The sequence below is a fragment of the Nocardia beijingensis NBRC 16342 genome (genome assembly GCF_001612785.1).
GTDB lineage: Bacteria > Actinomycetota > Actinomycetes > Mycobacteriales > Mycobacteriaceae > Nocardia > Nocardia beijingensis.
In genome coordinates, this window is sequence record NZ_BDBC01000044.1 from 1 (window position 1) to 18,903 (window position 18,903).

Here is an 18,903-nt window from a genome sequence, read left to right on the forward strand (position 1 = left end):
TTGGGTCGCGGCGTAGCGGCCGGGGTAGCGCAGTGCGTAGTCCCGCCAGGCGTGGGCGTAGGCGGCGAGCGCGTCACGTCCGGCGCGACCGGCCACGGCCGCCGCGATCATTTCGGTCTTCTCCGTGGCCGCCAGAACGGAGATCCGCGCCCGCAAGTCTCGCAGATTCTTCACGTGCGAGTACAGGCTCGCGTCCTGGACGCCGAACTGCTTGGCCACCGCCGACATCGTGACGTTCTCCAATCCGATGTCGTCGGCGAGATCGGCGGCGGCCCGCGTGATCCGCTCCGCGGTCAGTCCCGCTCGGGCCATCATGCGCACACCTCCGGAAACTTGGTCAATTAACTAATATCCTAATACTCCTAGGTTTTGCAACCGCGATGAATTCCGCTCGTGCGCATCGTCTCCATTCCGGAGACGAGAACCGACCGCACGAGGAGAACTCATGACCCAGCTGCCGTCCGCGATCAGCGCGCGGACCCTCGACGTTCCGGACGCCAACCTGTACTACGAACTGCGTGGCGCGGGACCGCTGGCCGTGCTGGTGGGCGCGCCGATGGACGCCGCCGCGTTCGCGCCGCTGGCCGATCTGCTCGCCGCCGACCACACCGTGCTGACCACCGACCCGCGCGGGCATCAGAACTCCACGCTCGCCGACGCCGAACAGGACTCGACGCCGGAACTGCGCGCCGACGACCTCGCCCGGCTGATCACGCACGTCGACGCGGGCCCCGCCGTGGTCTTCGGTTCCAGCGGCGGTGCGGTGACCGCGCTCGCCCTTGCCCAGTCTCGCCACGATCTGGTCACCACGGTGATCGCGCACGAACCACCGATCAACGCCCTGATCGTCGACCGGGACGCGCACCGTGCCGCGACCGAAGACCTCGTCGCGACCTACGCCGGGGGTGACGTACTCGGCGCTTGGCGGAAGTTCTTCGCCGCCGCGAACATCACGATGCCCGAGCCGGTGCTCGAGCAGATGTTCGGTGCCGAGCGCGACCCGCGGCAACTGGCCGGTGAACGGTACTGGTTCGCCCACGAGATCCGCGGCACCACCACGTGGGAACCCGATCTCCACGCTCTGCGCCACGCGCCCACCCGTCTCGTCGTCGGTATCGGCGCCGAATCCGCTGGGCAACTCTGCGATCGCACCTCGCGCGCACTCGCCGCGGCACTCGACCTGACACCGACGCTGTTCCCGGGCGGACACACCGGATTCGTCGACGACCCCGGCGCTTTCGCGGACCGGCTGCGCGACGTTCTGCGCGCCTCCTGAGCCGAGAAGCCGGGCCATCGAGCTCGGTCTCGGCTCACAACGTGAATCTGCGTCCCTTCGCAGCCCATTCACCACGGCCGCGCGGCGTGATGGCCCAGCGGCCGCGGTGCCGGCAGTCCATGATCAGACCGCGCGACTGCAGGCGCAGCAATGCGCTGCGCACCGACCAGGCGGTCAGTCGCGCCTGCTGCGCCAGTTGGTCGACGGTGAGCAATCCGCCCGGCGCCAGCACACCCAGCACCGCGAAATCGGCGGCAGTCCTGGGTCGTCTCATCATGTCGCAGCCCTTTCCCTCGCGGAGAAGGCAGCCCGGGATCGACATCGGCGCGGCGGCCCCGAGTTGCCGAATCGACGGTAGAAGCCACACCGACACCGCCGCCCACATTTTGCGCGACTTTGCGAAGTGCGTTGACCGGCATCGGGTCCGGTAGGGACGATTGCACGACATCGTCCGCCCGCTCTCGCAAAGGATCAGCTATGAACCTGCGACTTCTCGGATCCGGATCCGACCATGGAGCTTGCCCCGCCGTGTATGCGACCGACACCGGCGTGCTCGTGGTGCAGGGCGATGCCACCGACCGCACGGGCACCGTCCGCGTGCCGCACCAACTGCTGGACTGGCTGGAACCGGGCATGTGGCTACGGGTGGAGGCCAGCGGAACCTGCGGTTCGGTGCTGGTGGCCGGTGAACCGGTCACCGATCCCGAACTGCTCGCCCAATTGACCCTCGACTGTCATGAAACCGCCGTGGTGGTGCGCTGATGCTGCACGTCGCAGGCGATCGCTGTTTCGAGCCGCTGTTCCGGGCGGCTCGATTCCGCGCCTTCCACCTGGAGGTGCGAGATCACTACGTGATGGAGGACGAGCAGGAAGCGTTGCGCCGCTTCGATGCCGGAGTAGCGTACGAGCGAGAGGAACAGCCCGAGTCGTGGAAAGCCTGGGATGCCCTGATGGTCGAGTCGGCCGCCCGCGGAGTCACGCTGGAACGACTACGTGTCGTGACGGTCCCGCACACCGGCTACACCCGGTGGCTGTTGTCGGCGACCGACGACAACATCGCCACCGGTGAAGCGGTGCGCTGGCTGCCGCGGCATCTGGTCGACCCCGCCGATCTGCCGCACGACGATCACTGGCTGTTCGACAACGACACCGTGGCCTTCAACACCTTCGCCGAGAACGGGTCGTTCACCGGCCTGTCGATCACCAGCGATCCGGCGCTGGTCGCCCGCTACGTACGGGCGCGAGAACGGCTGTGGCCTTTGGGAATCGATCACCAACGATATTGCGAGAGTGAGCACGTACACGAGTGAACGGTGTGTCGGACGCACGCGAGGTGCTTGGCGCGCGCCTGCGTGAACTTCGTCGCGCCGCCCACCTCACCGGCCTGGAGCTGGCCGCGAGGTGCGGGTGGCATTCGAGCAAGGTCTCCCGGATCGAGGGCGGTAAGCAGACGCCGTCGGAAGCCGACCTCGCCGCATGGTGCGAAGCGTGCGGGAATATCGCCGTGCTGGACGATCTGGTCGCCAACGCGCGCAATCTGCAATCGATGTACCTGGAATGGCAGCGCAGCGTCGCCTCAGGGCACGCGCGCAGGCAACGGCAGTCGATCGACCTGGAGGCGCAGACCACGCAGATCCGCTGGTACGCGCCGGATACGCTGCCCGGGCTGCTGCAAACCGAGGGCTATGCGCGCGCGATCCTGACCGCCTGCATCGCCGTCACCGGCGGCCGCGACGACCTGGAAGAGGCGGTGGCCGCGCGCATGACCCGCAAGCAGGTGCTCTTCCGGGCCAAACACCGGTTCCACTTCGTGATCAATCAGGCCGCGCTGTGGCGCACGGTCGGTGACAGCGCCGTCATGGCCGAGCAGCTCGCCCACCTGCTGGCGGTGATGGCCAACCCGAGCGTCCGGCTGGGCATCATCCCGATCTGCGCGGAGTACCGCGCCCCGGCAACGAACTTCGTCATCTACGACCGGGCGCAGGTGCTGACCGAGACGGTCTCGGCGGAGCTGACCATCACGCGGCCGTCGGAGATCGCGCTGCACGAGAAGACCTTCGCGATCCTCGCCGAGCAGGCCGAGTACGGCGATCGTGCCCGTGCGCTGATCGCGAAAGCGCTGGAACGGCGGCGCGGGGCCTGAGTACGTCCCGCCGCAGGTGCCGCCGCGCTGGCTCGGCGGCACCGCGACGCGTCAGCGCACGAAGGTCGCCGCCCGGTCGGCGAGGTCGAGCACCGGCTGCGGAAAGACGCCGAGCGCGAACGTGACCGCCGCGGTGATCGCCACGATCGTCGTCGTCAGCGGCGGGCTGACCAGCACCGGCGCGTCGGCGGGCGGGTCGGTGAAGAACATGAGCACGATGACCCGCAGGTAGAAGAACGCCGCGATAGCGCTGCAGATCACGCCGATGATGACCAGCGAGGTGGCACCGCCCGAAGCGGCGGCCTCGAAGACGGTGAACTTGCTGACGAAGCCACTGGTGAGCGGCAATCCGGCGAAGGAGAGCAGGAACAGCGCGAACACCGTCGCCAGCCACGGCGAGCGGCGGCCGAGCCCCGCCCAGCGCGGCAGGCCGGTGGCCTCGTCACCGTCGGGCTCGCGGACCAGGCTGACCACGGCGAACGCGCCGAGTGTGCCGATGCCGTAGGCCAGCAGATAGAACAACACCGCCGCGACGCCGCGGTCGTTGGCCGCCACCGGGCCGGTGAGCAGGAATCCGGCGTGCGCCACCGAGGAATACGCGAGCATGCGCTTGACGTCGGTCTGCGTGATCGCCATGACCGCGCCGACGGCCATGGTGGCGATGGCGACGGCGGCGAGGATGGGTCGCCAGTCGTCGCGCAGACCGGGCACCGCGACCTGCAGCACACGCACCAGCGCGCCGACCGCCGCGATCTTGGTCGCCGCGGCCATGAACCCGGTGATCGCGGTGGGAGCGCCCTGGTAGACGTCGGGGACCCAGGACTGGAACGGCACCGCGCCGATCTTGAACAACAGCCCGACCGCGAGCATCGCGATCCCGAGGACCGCCAGCGTCGCGTTGTCCGGTTGCCGCGCGATCGCGTCGGCGATGCCGCCGAGCCGCACCGTGCCCGCCTGGCCGTACAGCAGCGCGACGCCGTAGAGGAAGAACGCCGAGGAGAACGCCCCGAGCAGGAAGTACTTCAGCGCCGCCTCCTGGGACAGCAACCGCTTGCGCCGGGCCAGACCGCACAGCAGATACAGCGGCAACGACAGCACTTCCAGGGCGACGAACATGGTCAGCAGGTCATTGGACGCCGGGAACAGCAGCAGGCCGCCGACGGCGAGCAGCGTCAGGGGAAACACCTCGGTGGTCGAGACGCCCGCGCGCAGCGCCGCGGCTTCGTCCGCGCTGCCCGGCACCGCCGAGGCCTGGGGGGTGAAGGCGTCGACACCGCGTTCGATGGTGGCGGCGGCCCGGCTCCAGGTTCCCGGGCCCGACCGCGCCTGCTGACGCGGCTGCGCCCCGCGCTCGGCGATGAACAAGATCCCCAGCAGCGACACCACGAGGATCGTGCCCTGCAGGAACAAGGTCACGCCATCGATCGCGACCGCACCGGCGACGGCCGCGATTTCGGTGCCTGCCAACAGCACCACAGCGATCAGCGCGGCGACCAAGCCCGCCACGCTCAGCACCAGATGGGTGGCATAGCGGTAGCGCCGCGCGACGAACGCTTCGGCCAGGACACCGAGTACGGCGGCGCCGAACACGATGAGCATGGGAGACAGGGCGCCGTATTCGATGCTCGGCGCGGGAACGCTCGCGGCCAGTGTCGCGGTGGAGGCGAGGTCGGTCATTTGTGGGCACCTCCGGGATGGTTCGCCGATCCCGCTTCCGCCGGTGGCGCCGAGGGCGCGGGATCACTGCGGCCGATGGTGGTGAGCGTCTGGCTCACCGCGGGATCGATGAAGTCGGTCAGGACTTTCGGGTAGATGCCGAGGAACAGCAGCGCGGCGATCAGCGGGATCACGACGGCGAGCTCTCGCGGGGCGAGATCCCAGATCCGCTCGTTGCCCTTCTTGACCGGTCCGGTCATCATCCGCTGATAGAGCCACAGCACGTAGAGCGCTGCGAGCACCAGTGCGCTCGCGGCGATCACGGCGGCGAACCGGTATCGGGTGAAGGTGCCGATCAGCACGAGGAATTCGCTGACGAACGGGGCGAGGCCGGGTAGCGACAGCGTCGCAAGACCGGCGATGAAGAACGTGCCTGCCAGCACCGGCGCCACCTTCTGCACGCCGCCGTACTCGGCGATGAGCCGGGTGCCGCGCCGCGAGACCAGGAATCCGGCCACCAGGAACAGCGCGGCGGTGGAGATGCCGTGATTGACCATGTACAGCGTCGCGCCGGTCTGGCCCTGGCTGGTCATGGCGAAGACGCCGAGGATGATGAAACCGAAGTGAGAGATCGAGGTGTAGGCGATCAGGCGCATCACGTCGGTCTGGCCGATGGCCAGCAGCGCGCCGTACACGATGCCGATCACCGCGAGCGTGATCACCAGTGGCGCATAGGTGTCCGACGCGCCGGGGAACAGCAGCAGGCAGTAGCGCAGCATGCCGAAGGTGCCCACCTTGTCGACCACCGCCATCATCAGTACCGCGCTGGACGGTGTCGCGGCGACCGCGGCGTCGGGCAGCCAGGTGTGCAGCGGCCACAGCGGCGCCTTGACCGCGAATGCGAACATGAATCCGAGGAAGAGGGCGTTGAGCACCGCCGGGCCCGCGCCGAGCTGCCCGGCGTTGGCGGCGGCGACCACGGTGCGGAAATCGAACGTGCCCGCCGAGCCATCGCCCAATCCTTCGCGGGCGGTCAGTACGTACAACCCGATGACCGCCGCCAGCATGATCAGGCCGCCGAACAGGTTGTACAGCAGGAACTTCACCGCCGCGCGGGATCGCTGCCTGCGCAGCAGCGCGTCGCCGGTGCGTGGCCCGAACCCGCCGATGAGGAAGTACATCGGGATGAGCATCGCCTCGAAGAACACGTAGAACAGCAGGATGTCCAGGGCGAGGAAGGAGATCAGCACCATCGCCTCGACGAGCAGGATGAGCGCGACGTAGGTGTGGGCCACTCGTTTGCCGCTGCCGACTTCGCGTTCGTCGTGCCAGCCCGCCAGGATCAGCACCGGCACCAGCGCCGCGGTCAGCAGCACCAGCACCAGCGCGATGCCGTCCAATCCGAGGGTGTAGCCGGCGCCGAACGCCGGAATCCACTGATGGGATTCGACGAACTGGTATTGCGCGCCGCCGGGGTCGAAGCGCACCGCGAGCCCGATGCCGATACCCAGCGCCAGCACCGAGAAGCCGAGTGCCACCGCGCGTGCGAGGGTGCGTCGCGCGGCGGGCAGCGCGAGCACGATCGCCGCGCCGACCACCGGCGCCAGCCACAGCGTCGTCAACCAGGGGTATTCGTTCACCACAACCTCACCGCCAGCAGGGCGGCGGCCACGAGGGCCGCGCCGGTGAACATGGACAGGGCATAGGAGCGCACGAATCCGGACTGCACTCGCCGTGCCCGTGCCGACAATCCGCCGATCAGCGCCGCGGTGCCGTTGACGACGCCGTCGATGCCGCGGTTGTCGAGGAAGACCAGCGCCCGGGTCAAGTACTGACCCGGCCGCATGAAGGCGGTCTCGTTGACCGCGTCGCCGTACAGGTCGCGGCGTGCCGCGACGGTGAGGGCGGAGACGCCATCGGGGGCGGTCTCGGGGACCTCGCGCTGCGCGTACTGCGAGTAGGCCACCCAGACCCCGACGGCGACCACGCCCAGTGCCAGGACCGTGACCAGCGCCGCGGGAACGGTTTCGGTGCCGTGGTGGGCGCCGACGACCGGTTCGAGCCAGTTCTGCAGTGAGGAGCCGAAGACGAACACGGCCCCGGCCCCGATCGAGCCGACGGCGAGCAGGATCATCGGCCCGGTCATCACAGCGGGAGCTTCGTGCGGATGTGTGTCCGGTTTCCAGCGGCGTTCGCCGAAGAACGTCATCAGCATGACCCGCGTCATGTAGAACGCGGTCAGGCCCGCGCCGAGCAGCGTGACCAGGCCGAGAGCGACCCCACCGAGACCGCCTTGGTTGAACGCCGCCTCGATGATCCGGTCCTTGGAGAAGAATCCGGCGAACGGTGGCACGCCGATGATGGCGAGGTAGCCGAGGCCGAAGGTGACGTAGGTGATCGGCAGCAGGGTGCGCAGTCCGCCGTAGCGGCGCATGTCGGTTTCGTCGTCCATCGCGTGCATCACCGAACCGGCGCCCAGGAACAGCCCGGCCTTGAAGAATCCGTGGGTGAGCAGATGCATGATGGCGAGGGCGTATCCGGCGGGGCCGAGGCCAGCGGCCAGCACCATGTAGCCGATCTGGCTCATGGTGGAGGCGGCGAGCGCCTTCTTGATGTCGTCCTTCGCGCAACCGATGATCGCGCCGAACAGCAGGGTGACCGCGCCGACCAGCACCACGCCGAGGCGCGCGTACGGTGCGAGATCGAAGATCGCGTTGGAACGCGCGATCAGGTACACACCCGCGGTGACCATGGTGGCCGCGTGGATGAGCGCCGACACCGGGGTGGGGCCCTCCATCGCGTCACCGAGCCAGGATTGCAGTGGCACCTGCGCGGACTTGCCGCACGCTGCCAGCAGCAGCAACAGACCGATCGCGGTGAGCGTGCCCTCGCCCGCGCCGGACGCGGCGCCGAACACGACGTCGAAGTCGATCGATCCGAACGTCGCGAACATGACCATCATCGCGATCGCCAGGCCCATGTCGCCGACCCGGTTGACGACGAACGCCTTCTTGGCCGCCGTTGCCGCCGACGGCTTGTGGTACCAGAACCCGATCAGCAGGTAGGAGGCCAGGCCGACGCCTTCCCAGCCGAGGTAGAGCACCAGGTAGTTGTTCGCCAGGACCAGCAGCAGCATGGCCGCGAGGAACAGGTTCAGGTAGGCGAAGAACCGCCGCCGCGCCGGATCATGGCTCATGTAGCCGATCGAGTAGACGTGGATCAGCGATCCGACGCCGGTGATCAGCAGCGCGAAACACATCGAGAGCTGGTCAAGGCGGAGGGCGAAGTCGACCTGGAGCCCGGCCACCGGGACCCAGCTGAACAGGTCTTGGTGCACCGCGCGGTCGGCGGTGTCGCGCCCGAGCATGTCGGCGAACGCCAGCGCGGCGACCACGAAGGAGGCCAGGGCCAGCGCGGTGCCGAGCAGATGACCCCATTTGTCGGCGTAGCGTCCGGTCAGCAACAGGACGATGGCGCCCGCCAGGGGGAGGGCGGGCAGCAGCCACAGCGTCGCGGTGTCCACGTCAGAACTTCAGCGCGCTGGCGTCGTCGACCGAGGTCGAGCGGCGGGTACGGAAGATGGTCATGATGATGGCCAGGCCGACGACGACCTCGGCGGCGGCGACCACCATCGTGAAGAACGCGAACACCTGTCCGTCGAGGTTCTCGTGCATCCTGGCGAAGGTGACGAACGCGAGGTTCACCGCGTTGAGCATCAGCTCGATGCACATGAACACGACGATGGCGTTGCGCCGGAGCAGCACTCCGGCCGCACCGATCGTGAACAGCAGGGCGGACAGGAACAGGTAGTTCTCGGGATTCACCGGTTGCCTTCCTCGTCGCTGGGTGTGTCGGTCCCGTCCGGTGCGGGCGTGGTGCCGACCGAGATGACGGCCGCTTCGGTGAGCGCCCTGGTGCGGCGATGCCGCAGGATGGTGCTGACCGACAGTTCCTCGAACGACCCGTCGGGCAGCCGCGCGGGGATGTCCACGGCGTTGTGCCTGGCGTAGACGCCGGGGGTGGGCAGCGGTGTGGCGCGGTGGCCTTGCTCGCGGAACCGCCGCCGCGAGAGCTCCCGCTGATCGGTGCGGGGGCCGAAGTGCTCGCGGTGGGCGAGCACCATGGCGCCGATGGTGGCGGTGATCAGCAGGGCGCCGGTGAGTTCGAAGGCCCACACGTAGCGCAGGAAGATCAGCTCGGCCAGTTCGGCGATCACATTGCGGCCGGGAAAACCTCTGGCGGGGAAGGTGATTCCGGATTCGCGCACGCCGTGGGCGATGCCGCTGCTGAGCAGCAGGCCGAAGCCGACGCCGACCGCGGCGGCGGCGAGCCGCTGGCCGCGGATGGTCTCCTTCAGGGATTCGGCGGAGTCGACGCCGACGAGCATCAGTACGAACAGGAACAGCATCATCACCGCGCCGGTGTAGACCACGATCTGCACGACGCCGAGGAACAACGCGTCCTGGGCGATGTAGAACGCGGCCAGCGCGATCATCGTGGCGGCCAGGCACAGTGCGGAGTGCACCGCCTTGGGGGCGAACACCATGCCGAGCGCGCCGAGCACGGCCAGCGGGGCGAGGATCCAGAACTGGACGGTCTCACCGGTGGAGGCGCGGGTCAGTGGCTCCGCGGCCAGGATCAGTTCGGTCACCGTGTCGCTCCTTCCGCACCGGCGGCGGCGGGTTTGCGGGGCGCGTCGGTCGCCGTGGCTCCGCTGGTGGCCGGCGCGGCGCCGGGCACGCGGCCGAGGTAGTAGTCCGCCTCGTCCGCGCCGGGGTGCATGGCGTGCGGCGGCGCGGTCATTCCCGGCTGCAGCGGGGCGAGCAAGCGGTCCTTCTCGTAGATCAGATCGGCCCGGTTGTCGTCGGTCATCTCGTAGTCGTTGGTCATCGTCAGCGCCCGGGTGGGGCAGGCTTCGATGCACAAGCCGCAACCGATGCAGCGCAGATAGTTGATCTGATAGACCCGGCCGTATCGTTCACCGGGCGAATACCGTTCGGTCTCGGTGTTGTCGGCGCCCTCGACGTAGATCGCGTCGGCGGGGCAGGCCCACGCGCACAGCTCGCAGCCGATGCACTTCTCCAAGCCGTCGGGATGCCGGTTGAGCTGGTGCCTGCCGTGGTAGCGCGGCGCGGTCGGCGTCTTCTGCTCGGGATAGAACTCGGTGTTCGGCTTCTTGAACATGGTGCCTGCGGTGACCGCGAACCCGGCCAGCGGCTCGAACAACCCCGCTTTGGCGCGGGTGGCGTCGCGGGCGTGCGCGTCGGCGGGCAGCGGCGGAACCGGGAAGCCGAGGAAGACCGTCGAGTCGGTGTCGGCCGTGGTCACGGGTTCTTCGATCGCTGGGGGCGCCGCCTGCGCCCGGCCGGCCCGCAGGAACTGCAACACCAGCAGGCCGGTGATGACCAGGCCGCCGATCACCAGGATGGGGGTTTGCACCCGGTAGCCCTCGGCCTGCAGCACCCGCGCGGTCGCCACCACCATGACCCAGGCCAGCGAGGTCGGGATCAGCAGTTTCCAGCCGAGATTCATGAACTGGTCGTAGCGCAGCCGGGGCAGCGTGCCGCGCAGCCAGATGAAGACGAACAGGAACGTCCAGACCTTCGCGGTGAACCACAGCACCGGCCACCAGCCGGAATTCGCGCCGTCCCACATGTTCAACGGCCACGGCGCGTGCCAGCCGCCCAAGAACAGGGTGGTGGCCAGCGCGGACACCGTCCCCATGTTGACGTACTCGGCCAGCATGAACATCGCGAACTTGAGCGAGGAGTACTCGGTGTGGAAGCCGCCGACCAGCTCGCCTTCTGCCTCGGGCAGGTCGAACGGCGCGCGGTTGGTCTCGCCGACCATCGAGACGCAGTAGATCAGGAACGACGGCAGCAGCAGGAACACATACCAGGTGCCTTCCTGCGCGGACACGATGCCTGAGGTGGCCATGGTGCCCGTGAGCAGGAACACCGTCGCGAAGCACAGCGCCATCGCGATCTCGTAGGAGATGACCTGCGCGGTGGAACGCAGCCCGCCCAGCAGCGGGTAGGTGGAGCCCGACGACCATCCGGCCAGCACGATGCCGTAGACGCCGATGGAGGTGATCGCGAGGATGTACAGCACCGCCACCGGCAGATCGGTCAGCTGCAGCGGGGTGGTGACACCGAAGAAGGACACCTCGGGCCCGAAGGGGATGACCGCGAACGCCATGAACGCGGGCACCACCGAGATGACCGGCGCGAGAATGTAGATCGGCTTGTCCACGATCGCCGGGACGATGTCCTCTTTGAGGGCCATCTTCACGCCGTCGGCGATGCTCTGCAACGAGCCGAACGGCCCGGTGCGGTTCGGGCCGATGCGCATCTGCATGCGCGCCACGATCTTTCGTTCCGCCAGCACCGCGACCAGCGGAATCAGCATCAGGTAGACGAAGACCGCCAGCGCCTTGACGACCACGAGCCACAATGGGTCGTGCCCGAAGCCCGCGGGTGCGTAGGGATCGGAAGCGGCGTCGGTCACCGTGGACGCCAGGACGAGCGCGAGATCACTCATGGCGGTGCTCCTTCATCCTCTCGTCGGCGTGCCGCAGCTGCACGATCGCGCCGGGCTGGACGCCGAGCTGCTCGGCGATGGAGCAGCCGGGCGAGTGCTGCGGCAGCCAGACCACGCGGTCGGGCAGGTCGCTGATCATCAGGGGGAGCGTGACCGCGCCGCGGCTGGTGGCGACGGTGACCGGATCGTCGGGCTGCACGCCGATCTCGGCGGCGGTGGCCGCCGACAGGCGAACGACGGGAGGCCGGGCGATGCCCGCGAGGTTCGGTTCACCGTCCTGCATGCGTCCCTCGTCCAGCAGCATGCGCCAGCTGGCGAGCACCGCCGTTCCCGGTTCCAGTGGCGGCAGCGGGTTCGGCGCGTGGGTGGGGGCGGTGACGGGCGCGCCGTCCCACGCGCCGAGTTCGTCGAGTTCGGCGCGGGCGGATTCGATATTGGGCAGACCCAGGCGCACCGACATCTCGGCGGCGATGGCGTGCAGCACGCGCTGATCCGACAGCGGCGCGGCCTGGCGGCGCACCATGTCGTCGCCGAGCGCGGCGGCGAACGGGCGCGGCCTGCCCTCCCAGGTGCGGAAGGTGCCGGACTTCTCCATCGCCGTGGCCACGGGGAACACCACGTCGGCGCGTTCGGTGACGGCGCTGCGGCGCAGTTCCAGGCTGACCACGAACCTGGCGGCGTCGATGGCGGCCAGCGCGGCGGCCGGATCGGGCAGGTCGGCGACGTCGACTCCGCCGATGACCAGCGCGCCGAGGCCGGGCGCGGCCTCCAGGATGGCGGTCGTGTCGCGGCCTGCGCCCACCGGCAGTTCCGGCACGTTCCACACGGCCCTGACCTGTTGACGGGCACGGGGATCGGCGACCGGCCTGCCGCCGGGAAGCAGGCCGGGCATGGCGCCCGCTTCGACCGCGCCGCGTTCACCCGCCCGGCGCGGCACCCAGGCGAGGGCGGCGCCGGTCTCCTCGGCCAGACGCACCGCGGCCGACAACGCGCCCGCGACGGCCGCCATGCGCTCGCCGACCATGATCACCGCACCGGGTTCGCGCAGCAGCCGGGCCAGATCGGCCAGCTGGGCGGGATCCGCCCCGGGCGTGGTGATCTCGCCGGTGCGGATCGCGTCGAGCAGATGCGGTTCGGCGCCCGGCACAGCGCGCATCAGCCGTCCGGACATGCGCTCGAGCCCCCGCGAGGAGTACGGCGCCACCGCGTAGATCGGCAGGCCCCGCTTGCGGGCGGCCTTGCGCAACCGCAGGTAGACGATCGGCGACTCTTCTTCGGGTTCGAATCCGACGAGCAGCACGACCGGCGCGGCCTCCATGCTCTCGTAGGTGACCGCGGGATCCCGGCCCGCGACGCGGGCGGCGAGGAAGTCGGCCTCCTCCGCCGAATGCGCGCGGGAGCGGAAGTCGATGTCGTTGGTGCCGAGGGCGACTCGCGCGAACTTCGCGTAGGCGTAGGCGTCCTCCTCGGTGACCCTGCCGCCGACCAGGACTCCTGCGTTGCCGAAGGACGCGGCCAGTCCTTCCGCGGCCGCGGCCAGCGCCTGCGACCACGAAGCCGGGGCGAGTTCGCCGTCCCAGCCGCGCACCAGGGGGGTGGTGAGCCGGTCGGGCTCGGTGGCGTAGGTAAAGGCCCACCGGCCCTTGTCGCAGTTCCACTCCTCGTTGACCTGCGGGTCGTCCCCGGCCAGCCGGCGCAGGACCTTGCCGCGGCGGTGGTCGGTGCGCTGGGCGCAGCCGGAGGCGCAGTGCTCGCAGACGTTCGGGCTGGACACCAGGTCGAACGGACGCGCCCGGAATCGGTAGGCGGTGCCGGTGAGCGCGCCGACCGGGCAGATCTGCACGGTGTTGCCGGAGAAGTAGGAGTCCAGCGGTTCGGCCTGCGCGGTGCCGACCTGTTGCAGCGCGCCGCGATCCATCAGTTCGATGAACGGATCGCCCGCGACCTGCTGGGAGAAACGGGTGCAGCGGGCGCAGAGCACGCAGCGTTCCCGGTCCAGCAACACGGCCGTGGACAGCGGAATCGGTTTGGGGTAGGTGCGTTTGCGGCCGTCGAACCGGGATTCGGCGCGGCCGGTGGACATCGCCTGGTTCTGCAGCGGGCACTCGCCGCCCTTGTCGCAGACCGGACAGTCGAGCGGATGGTTGATCAGCAGCAGCTCCATCACGCCCTCCTGCGCCTTGTCGGCGGCGGGAGAGGTGAGCTGGGTGCGCACCACCATGCCGTCGGCGACGGCCATCGTGCAGGAGGCGACCGGCTTGCGCTGCCCTTCGACTTCCACGAGGCACTGGCGGCAGGCGCCGACCGGGTCGAGCAGCGGATGGTCGCAGAAGCGGGGGATCTGGATGCCGATCAGTTCGGCGGCCCGGATCAGCAGGGTGCCGGGCGGCACGCTGACGGCGGTGTCGTCGATGGTCACGGTCACCAGGTCGGCGGGCGCGGGGCCGCCGTTGTCGTCACGCACGGTGGCGGGCCCGCTCGTCGCCCGGCCGCCACCCCTGATCGCATCGCTGCGCGATACCGGTTTCATCGGACCTCTTCTCCTGACTCCGCCCATGCCGTGCTGCGCGCCGGGTCGAACGGGCAGCCGCCCAGCCGCAGGTGTTCGGCGTACTCCGCGCGGAAGTACTTCAGCGAGGAGACGATCGGGCTGGCCGCGCCGTCGCCGAGGGCGCAGAACGACTTGCCGTTGATGGTGTCGCTGATGTCGAGCAGCTTGTCCAGGTCGGACGCGACGCCGGTGCCTGCCTCGATGCGTTGCAGCAGCTGCACCAGCCAGTAGGTGCCCTCCCGGCACGGGGTGCACTTGCCGCAGGACTCGTGCGCGTAGAACTCCGTCCAGCGCAGCACGGCCCGCACCACGCAAGTGGTGTCGTCGAAGATCTGCAAAGCCTTGGTGCCGAGCATGGACCCCGCGCCCGCGACGCCCTCGTAGTCGAGCGGCACGTCGAGGTGTTCCTCGGTGAACAGTGGTGTCGACGAGCCGCCCGGGGTCCAGAACTTCACCCGGTGCCCGGCGCGCACGCCACCCGCGTAGCCGAGCAGCTCGCGCAACGTGACGCCCAGCGGCGCCTCGTACTGCCCCGGCCGCGTCACGTGACCCGACAGCGAGTAAAGGGTGAAGCCGGGCGATCGCTCACTGCCCATGGAGCGGAACCACGCGATGCCGTTGCGGATGATGGGCGGCACGCTGGCGATGGACTCCACGTTGTTCACCACGGTCGGGCAGGCGTACAGGCCTGCGACGGCGGGGAACGGCGGGCGCAGCCGAGGCTGGCCGCGGCGGCCTTCCAGCGAGTCCAGCAGCGCGGTCTCCTCACCGCAGATGTAGGCGCCCGCTCCCGCGTGCACGATCAGTTCCAGGTCGTAGCCGGAGCCGAGGATGTCGTGACCGAGGAAACCCGCTTCGTAGGCCTGGGCCACCGCGGCTTGCAGCCGCCGGAGCACCGGAACCACCTCGCCGCGCAGGTAGATGAAGGCGTGCGCCGCGCGGATGGCGTAGGCGGCGATGACGACGCCTTCGATCAGCGCGTGCGGAGCGGCCAGCATGAGCGGAATGTCCTTGCAGGTGCCGGGTTCCGACTCGTCGGCGTTCACCACTAGGTAGTGCGGTTTGGTCACGCCGTCGGGTCCGGGGCCCTGCGGGATGAAGCTCCATTTCATGCCGGTGGGGAAGCCGGCGCCACCACGCCCGCGCAGGCCCGCGTCCTTGACCGTCTGGATGACCTGATCCGGCTCCATCCGCAGTGCGGTGCGTAGCGCCTGATACCCGTCGTGGCGCAGGTAGGTGTCCATCGTCCAGGACTGCGGATCGTCCCAGTAGGTGCTCAACACCGGGGTGAGGGTCATCGCAGGTCCTCCGCGTCGGCTTCCGCCGCGGGCGCGCGCATGCCCTGCTCGCGGGCGACCCGCAGACCGGCGAGCGTCGCGTCACCGGCCGCGCCGTCGAGCACACCGGGGCGCTCGTCGGGGAACCCAGCGAGGATGCGCGCGGTCTGCTTGAACGTGCACAGCGGCGCGCCCCTGGTGGGGGTGACCTGTTGTCCGGCCCGCAGCGCGTCCACCAGTGCCTGTGCGGACTCGGGGGTCTGGTTGTCGAAGAACTCCCAGTTCACCATGATCACCGGCGCGAAGTCGCAGGCCGCGTTGCACTCGACGTGCTCGAGCGTGATCGACCCGTCCGCCGTGGTGTCGCCGTGCCCGATGCCGAGGTGGCGCTCGAGCGCGGCGAGGATGGCGTCACCGCCCATGACCGCGCAGAGGGTGTTGGTGCAGACGCCGACGTGGTAGTCACCGGTGGGTGTGCGCCGGAACATCGAATAGAAGGTGGCGACCGCGGTGACTTCGGCGCCGGTCAGGCCCAATTGCTCGGCGCAGAACTCGATTCCGGTGCCCGTGACGTAGCCCTCCTCGGACTGCACCAGGTGCAGCAGGGGCAGCAGCGCCGAACGCGGATGCGGGTAGCGCGCGATGATCTCCTTGGCGTCGGTCTCGAGCCGTTCGCGCACGAAGGGCTGATAGGGCTCGGGGCGGGTACTGAGCTTCAGCAGGACTTGCGTCCCGCCGGTCGCGTAGCCGCCGTTGGGGGTCTCGCCGTGCGTTGCCGGGTTCATCGGTCCACTCCGCCCATGACGGGGTCGATGCTGGCGACCGAGGCGATGACGTCGGCGACCATGCCGCCCTCGCACATCGCCGCGACCGCTTGCAGATTGGTGAACGAGGGGTCGCGATAGTGCACCCGGTACGGCCGGGTGCCGCCGTCGCTGACCATGTGCACGCCCAGCTCGCCGCGCGGTGACTCCACGGCCGCGTACACCTGGCCCGCAGGCACGCGGATGCCTTCGGTGACCAGCTTGAAGTGGTGGATCAGGCCCTCCATGGACGTGCCCATGATCTTGCCGATGTGCGCGGGGGAGTTACCCAGTCCGTCGGCGCCGAGTTGCAGGTCGGCGGGCCAGGCGATCTTCTTGTCGTCGATCATCACCGGGCCCGGCCGGAGCCGGTCCAGGCACTGCTCGACGATCTTCAGCGATTCCTTCATCTCCTCCACCCGGATGACGTAGCGGCCGTAGCAGTCGCATCCGGTGGTGGTGGGGACATCGAATTCGTAGTTCTCGTAGCCGCAGTAGGGCTGGGCTTTGCGCAGGTCGTGCGGCAGGCCGGTGGCGCGGAGCACGGGGCCGGTGATGCCGAGGGCCATGCAGCCCTGCAGGTCGAGATAGCCGATGTTCTGAGTGCGTGCCTTCCAGATCGGGTTGGCGGTGAGCAGGTGCTCCATGTCGCGCAGCCGTTTGGGCAGCAGCGCGAGCAGTTCGCGCACCTTGGTGACGCCGTTGTCGGGCAGGTCCTGGGCCAAGCCGCCGGGGCGGATGAACGCGTGGTTCATGCGCAGACCGGTGATCGTCTCGAACACGTCGAGGATCAACTCGCGTTCGCGGAAGCCGAACAGCATCGGCGTCAGCGCGCCGAGCTCCATGCCGCCGGTGGCGAGGGCGACCAGGTGCGAGGAGATGCGGTTGAGCTCCATCAGCAGCACGCGCACGATCGTGGCGCGCTCTGGGATCTGTTCGGTGATGTCGAGCAGCTTCTCCACGCCGAGGCAGTACGCCGTCTCGTTGAAGAACGGCGACAGGTAGTCCATCCGGGTGACGAAGGTGACGCCCTGGGTCCAGTTGCGGAATTCGAGGTTCTTCTCGATTCCGGTGTGCAGGTAGCCGATGCCGCAGCGGGCTTCGGTGACCGTTTCGCCTTCGATCTCCAGGATCAGCCGCAGCACACCGTGGGTGGACGGATGCTGCGGGCCCATGTTGACGACGATGCGTTCTTCGCCCGCGCCGGACAGCGTCTCGGCCACCTGGTCCCAGTCCTGCCCCGCGACGGTGACCGTGGCGGGCTCGGGCGCGGTGACCTCGGGTTCGGTGTCGGTGTCGTGCATCAGCTGTATGCCCTCCGCTCGTCGGGCGGCGGGATGCGCGCGCCCTTGTATTCGACCGGGATCCCGCCGAGCGGGTAGTCCTTGCGCTGGGGGTGGCCGCGCCAGTCGTCCGGCATGGTGATCCGGGTCAGCGAGGGGTGCCCGTCGAACCGGATGCCGAAGAAGTCGTATGTCTCGCGCTCGTGCCAGTCGGTGGTGGGATACACCTCGTAGAGCGAGGGAATGTGCGGGTCGGCGTCCGGCGCGGCGACCTCCACCCGTAGGCGGCGGTTGTGCGTGATCGACATGAGGTGATAGACCGCGTGGAGTTCACGGCCGGAATCCTCCGGATAGTGCACGCCGTTCACGCCGAGGCAGAGTTCGAAACGCAGCGCGGGATCGTCGCGCAGCGCGCGGGCCACCGCGGGCAGCTGCTCCCGGCGCACGTGCAGGGTGAGTTCGCCGCGGAAGACGATCACCTTCTCCAGCGCCGCCTCCGGAGGGGAGCCGGTGGCGGTGAGCGCGGCGCGCAGCGCGTCGACCACCTCGTCGAAGTACCCGCCGTAGGGTGGCGGCGTGCCGCCGGGCAGGGTGACCGGGCGGACCAGGCGGCCGTAGCCGGAGGTGTCGCCGGTGCCGGTGACGCCGAACATGCCGCGGCGCACACCGATGACGTCGGTCTCCTGCGGTGCGGAATCCTCGTCCGGCAGTGTGCCTTCCGGGCCCGCGGTGGCCGCGGCATCGATCGCGTCGTGCGCGGGCGGGGTCTCGGTGTCGTCAGGGGTGTCGAAGGTCATCGCAGCAGACCCTCCATCCGGATGGTCGGCGTCGAGGCGAGCGCGGCCTGTTCGGCGGCGCGCACGGCTTCCTCGCGGTTGACGCCGAGCGGCATCTGTTGAATCTTGGCGTGCAGTGCCAGGATCGCGTTCAGCAGCATCTCCGGCCGCGGCGGGCAGCCGGGCAGGTAGATGTCCACCGGCACCACGTGATCGACGCCTTGCACGATGGCGTAGTTGTTGAACATCCCGCCGGAGGAGGCGCAGACGCCCATCGCCAGCACCCATTTCGGTTCGGTCATCTGGTCGTAGACCTGCCGCAGGACCGGAGCCATCTTCTGGCTCACCCGGCCCGCGACGATCATCAGATCCGCCTGCCGCGGTGAGGCGCGGAAGGCCTCCATGCCGAAGCGGGCGATGTCGAATCGGCCCCCGCCGGTGGCCATCATCTCGATGGCGCAGCAGGCCAGGCCGAAGGTGGCCGGCCAGAGGGAGCCCTTGCGCAGGTATCCGGCGAAATCCTCGACCGTGCTCAGCAGGAAGCCGCTGGGCAGTTTTTCCTCGAGACCCATGTTCTACTGACTCGCTTCCACTCGTC

18 protein-coding genes and 1 pseudogene are annotated in these 18,903 nt (G+C 69.1%); 4 read left to right on the forward strand and 15 right to left on the reverse strand.

The features are described from left to right. Window positions 1-315, reverse strand: a 315-nt coding sequence (locus NB3_RS23210) for a TetR/AcrR family transcriptional regulator (RefSeq protein WP_244892039.1), incomplete at its 3' end; no start/stop codon positions are given. Between the two features lie 130 nt (window positions 316-445). On the opposite strand from NB3_RS23210, the gene NB3_RS23215 reads away from it, so the two are divergent. After that, complete coding sequence (locus NB3_RS23215; RefSeq protein WP_067807335.1) at window positions 446-1,276, forward strand: alpha/beta fold hydrolase; 831 nt, start codon at window positions 446-448, stop codon at window positions 1,274-1,276. A 34-nt stretch (window positions 1,277-1,310) separates the two neighbouring features. Here NB3_RS23215 and NB3_RS35680 read toward each other — a convergent pair whose 3' ends face one another. Beyond that, entirely contained in the window at window positions 1,311-1,553 is a 243-nt protein-coding gene (locus NB3_RS35680) for a GntR family transcriptional regulator (RefSeq protein ID WP_169810739.1), read from the reverse strand. A gap of 251 nt (window positions 1,554-1,804) precedes the next feature. Here NB3_RS35680 and NB3_RS23225 point away from each other — a divergent pair, with 251 nt between their 5' ends. From NB3_RS23225 to NB3_RS23235, 3 genes are read left to right on the forward strand one after another with little or no spacing between them, the layout of a single operon-like run. Further along, on the forward strand, window positions 1,805-2,038 hold the full coding sequence (locus NB3_RS23225; RefSeq protein ID WP_051020738.1) for a hypothetical protein: 234 nt from the start codon (window positions 1,805-1,807) through the stop codon (window positions 2,036-2,038). Then, entirely contained in the window at window positions 2,038-2,586 is a 549-nt protein-coding gene (locus NB3_RS23230) for a DUF6879 family protein (protein WP_067807341.1), read from the forward strand. The genes NB3_RS23225 and NB3_RS23230 overlap by 1 nt, the downstream gene beginning before the upstream one ends. 5 nt (window positions 2,587-2,591) lie before the next feature. Further along, the gene (locus NB3_RS23235; RefSeq protein WP_244892040.1) at window positions 2,592-3,419 is read left to right on the forward strand and encodes a helix-turn-helix domain-containing protein; all 828 of its coding nucleotides are present in this window, start codon (window positions 2,592-2,594) and stop codon (window positions 3,417-3,419) included. Window positions 3,420-3,470: 51 nt separating this feature from the next. Here the strand turns inward: NB3_RS23235 and nuoN are convergent, their stop codons facing one another. From nuoN to NB3_RS23295, 13 genes and pseudogenes are all read right to left on the reverse strand, one after another. Further along, window positions 3,471-5,096 (reverse strand): NADH-quinone oxidoreductase subunit NuoN, encoded by a 1,626-nt coding sequence (gene nuoN / locus NB3_RS23240; RefSeq protein ID WP_067807349.1) that lies wholly within the window; start codon window positions 5,094-5,096, stop codon window positions 3,471-3,473. Beyond that, window positions 5,093-6,715 (reverse strand): NADH-quinone oxidoreductase subunit M, encoded by a 1,623-nt coding sequence (locus NB3_RS23245; protein ID WP_157111969.1) that lies wholly within the window; start codon window positions 6,713-6,715, stop codon window positions 5,093-5,095. Before NB3_RS23245 ends, nuoN begins: the two co-directional genes overlap by 4 nt. Further along, window positions 6,712-8,598, reverse strand: a complete 1,887-nt coding sequence (nuoL, locus tag NB3_RS23250; RefSeq protein ID WP_067807352.1) for an NADH-quinone oxidoreductase subunit L — start codon at window positions 8,596-8,598, stop codon at window positions 6,712-6,714. Before nuoL ends, NB3_RS23245 begins: the two co-directional genes overlap by 4 nt. Before the next feature lies 1 nt (window position 8,599). Beyond that, window positions 8,600-8,899, reverse strand: a complete 300-nt coding sequence (gene nuoK, locus NB3_RS23255) for an NADH-quinone oxidoreductase subunit NuoK (RefSeq protein ID WP_067807355.1) — start codon at window positions 8,897-8,899, stop codon at window positions 8,600-8,602. Continuing rightward, entirely contained in the window at window positions 8,896-9,726 is an 831-nt protein-coding gene (locus NB3_RS23260; RefSeq protein ID WP_067807357.1) for an NADH-quinone oxidoreductase subunit J, read from the reverse strand. Before NB3_RS23260 ends, nuoK begins: the two co-directional genes overlap by 4 nt. Further along, window positions 9,723-10,349, reverse strand: coding sequence for an NADH-quinone oxidoreductase subunit NuoI (gene nuoI / locus NB3_RS36355; protein ID WP_371855932.1), 627 nt, complete (start codon window positions 10,347-10,349; stop codon window positions 9,723-9,725). Before nuoI ends, NB3_RS23260 begins: the two co-directional genes overlap by 4 nt. Further along, window positions 10,335-11,615 (reverse strand): annotated as a pseudogene (nuoH, locus tag NB3_RS23265) (NADH-quinone oxidoreductase subunit NuoH); the annotation flags it as partial. The gene nuoI and the pseudogene nuoH, both read right to left, overlap by 15 nt. Continuing rightward, window positions 11,608-14,145 (reverse strand): NADH-quinone oxidoreductase subunit G, encoded by a 2,538-nt coding sequence (locus NB3_RS23270; protein WP_084823595.1) that lies wholly within the window; start codon window positions 14,143-14,145, stop codon window positions 11,608-11,610. The gene NB3_RS23270 and the pseudogene nuoH, both read right to left, overlap by 8 nt. Further along, entirely contained in the window at window positions 14,142-15,464 is a 1,323-nt protein-coding gene (gene nuoF / locus NB3_RS23275; protein WP_067807360.1) for an NADH-quinone oxidoreductase subunit NuoF, read from the reverse strand. The genes NB3_RS23270 and nuoF overlap by 4 nt, the downstream gene beginning before the upstream one ends. Then, entirely contained in the window at window positions 15,461-16,228 is a 768-nt protein-coding gene (gene nuoE, locus NB3_RS23280) for an NADH-quinone oxidoreductase subunit NuoE (RefSeq protein WP_067807363.1), read from the reverse strand. The genes nuoF and nuoE overlap by 4 nt, the downstream gene beginning before the upstream one ends. Beyond that, window positions 16,225-17,550, reverse strand: coding sequence for an NADH dehydrogenase (quinone) subunit D (nuoD, locus tag NB3_RS23285; RefSeq protein ID WP_067807366.1), 1,326 nt, complete (start codon window positions 17,548-17,550; stop codon window positions 16,225-16,227). Before nuoD ends, nuoE begins: the two co-directional genes overlap by 4 nt. After that, window positions 17,550-18,326 carry an NADH-quinone oxidoreductase subunit C gene (locus tag NB3_RS23290; protein ID WP_174553233.1) on the reverse strand — a complete coding sequence of 259 codons (777 nt, stop codon included), beginning with the start codon at window positions 18,324-18,326 and terminating at the stop codon, window positions 17,550-17,552. The genes nuoD and NB3_RS23290 overlap by 1 nt, the downstream gene beginning before the upstream one ends. After that, window positions 18,323-18,877, reverse strand: a complete 555-nt coding sequence (locus tag NB3_RS23295; RefSeq protein ID WP_067807367.1) for a NuoB/complex I 20 kDa subunit family protein — start codon at window positions 18,875-18,877, stop codon at window positions 18,323-18,325. Before NB3_RS23295 ends, NB3_RS23290 begins: the two co-directional genes overlap by 4 nt. Between the last annotated feature and the right edge of the window lie 26 nt (window positions 18,878-18,903).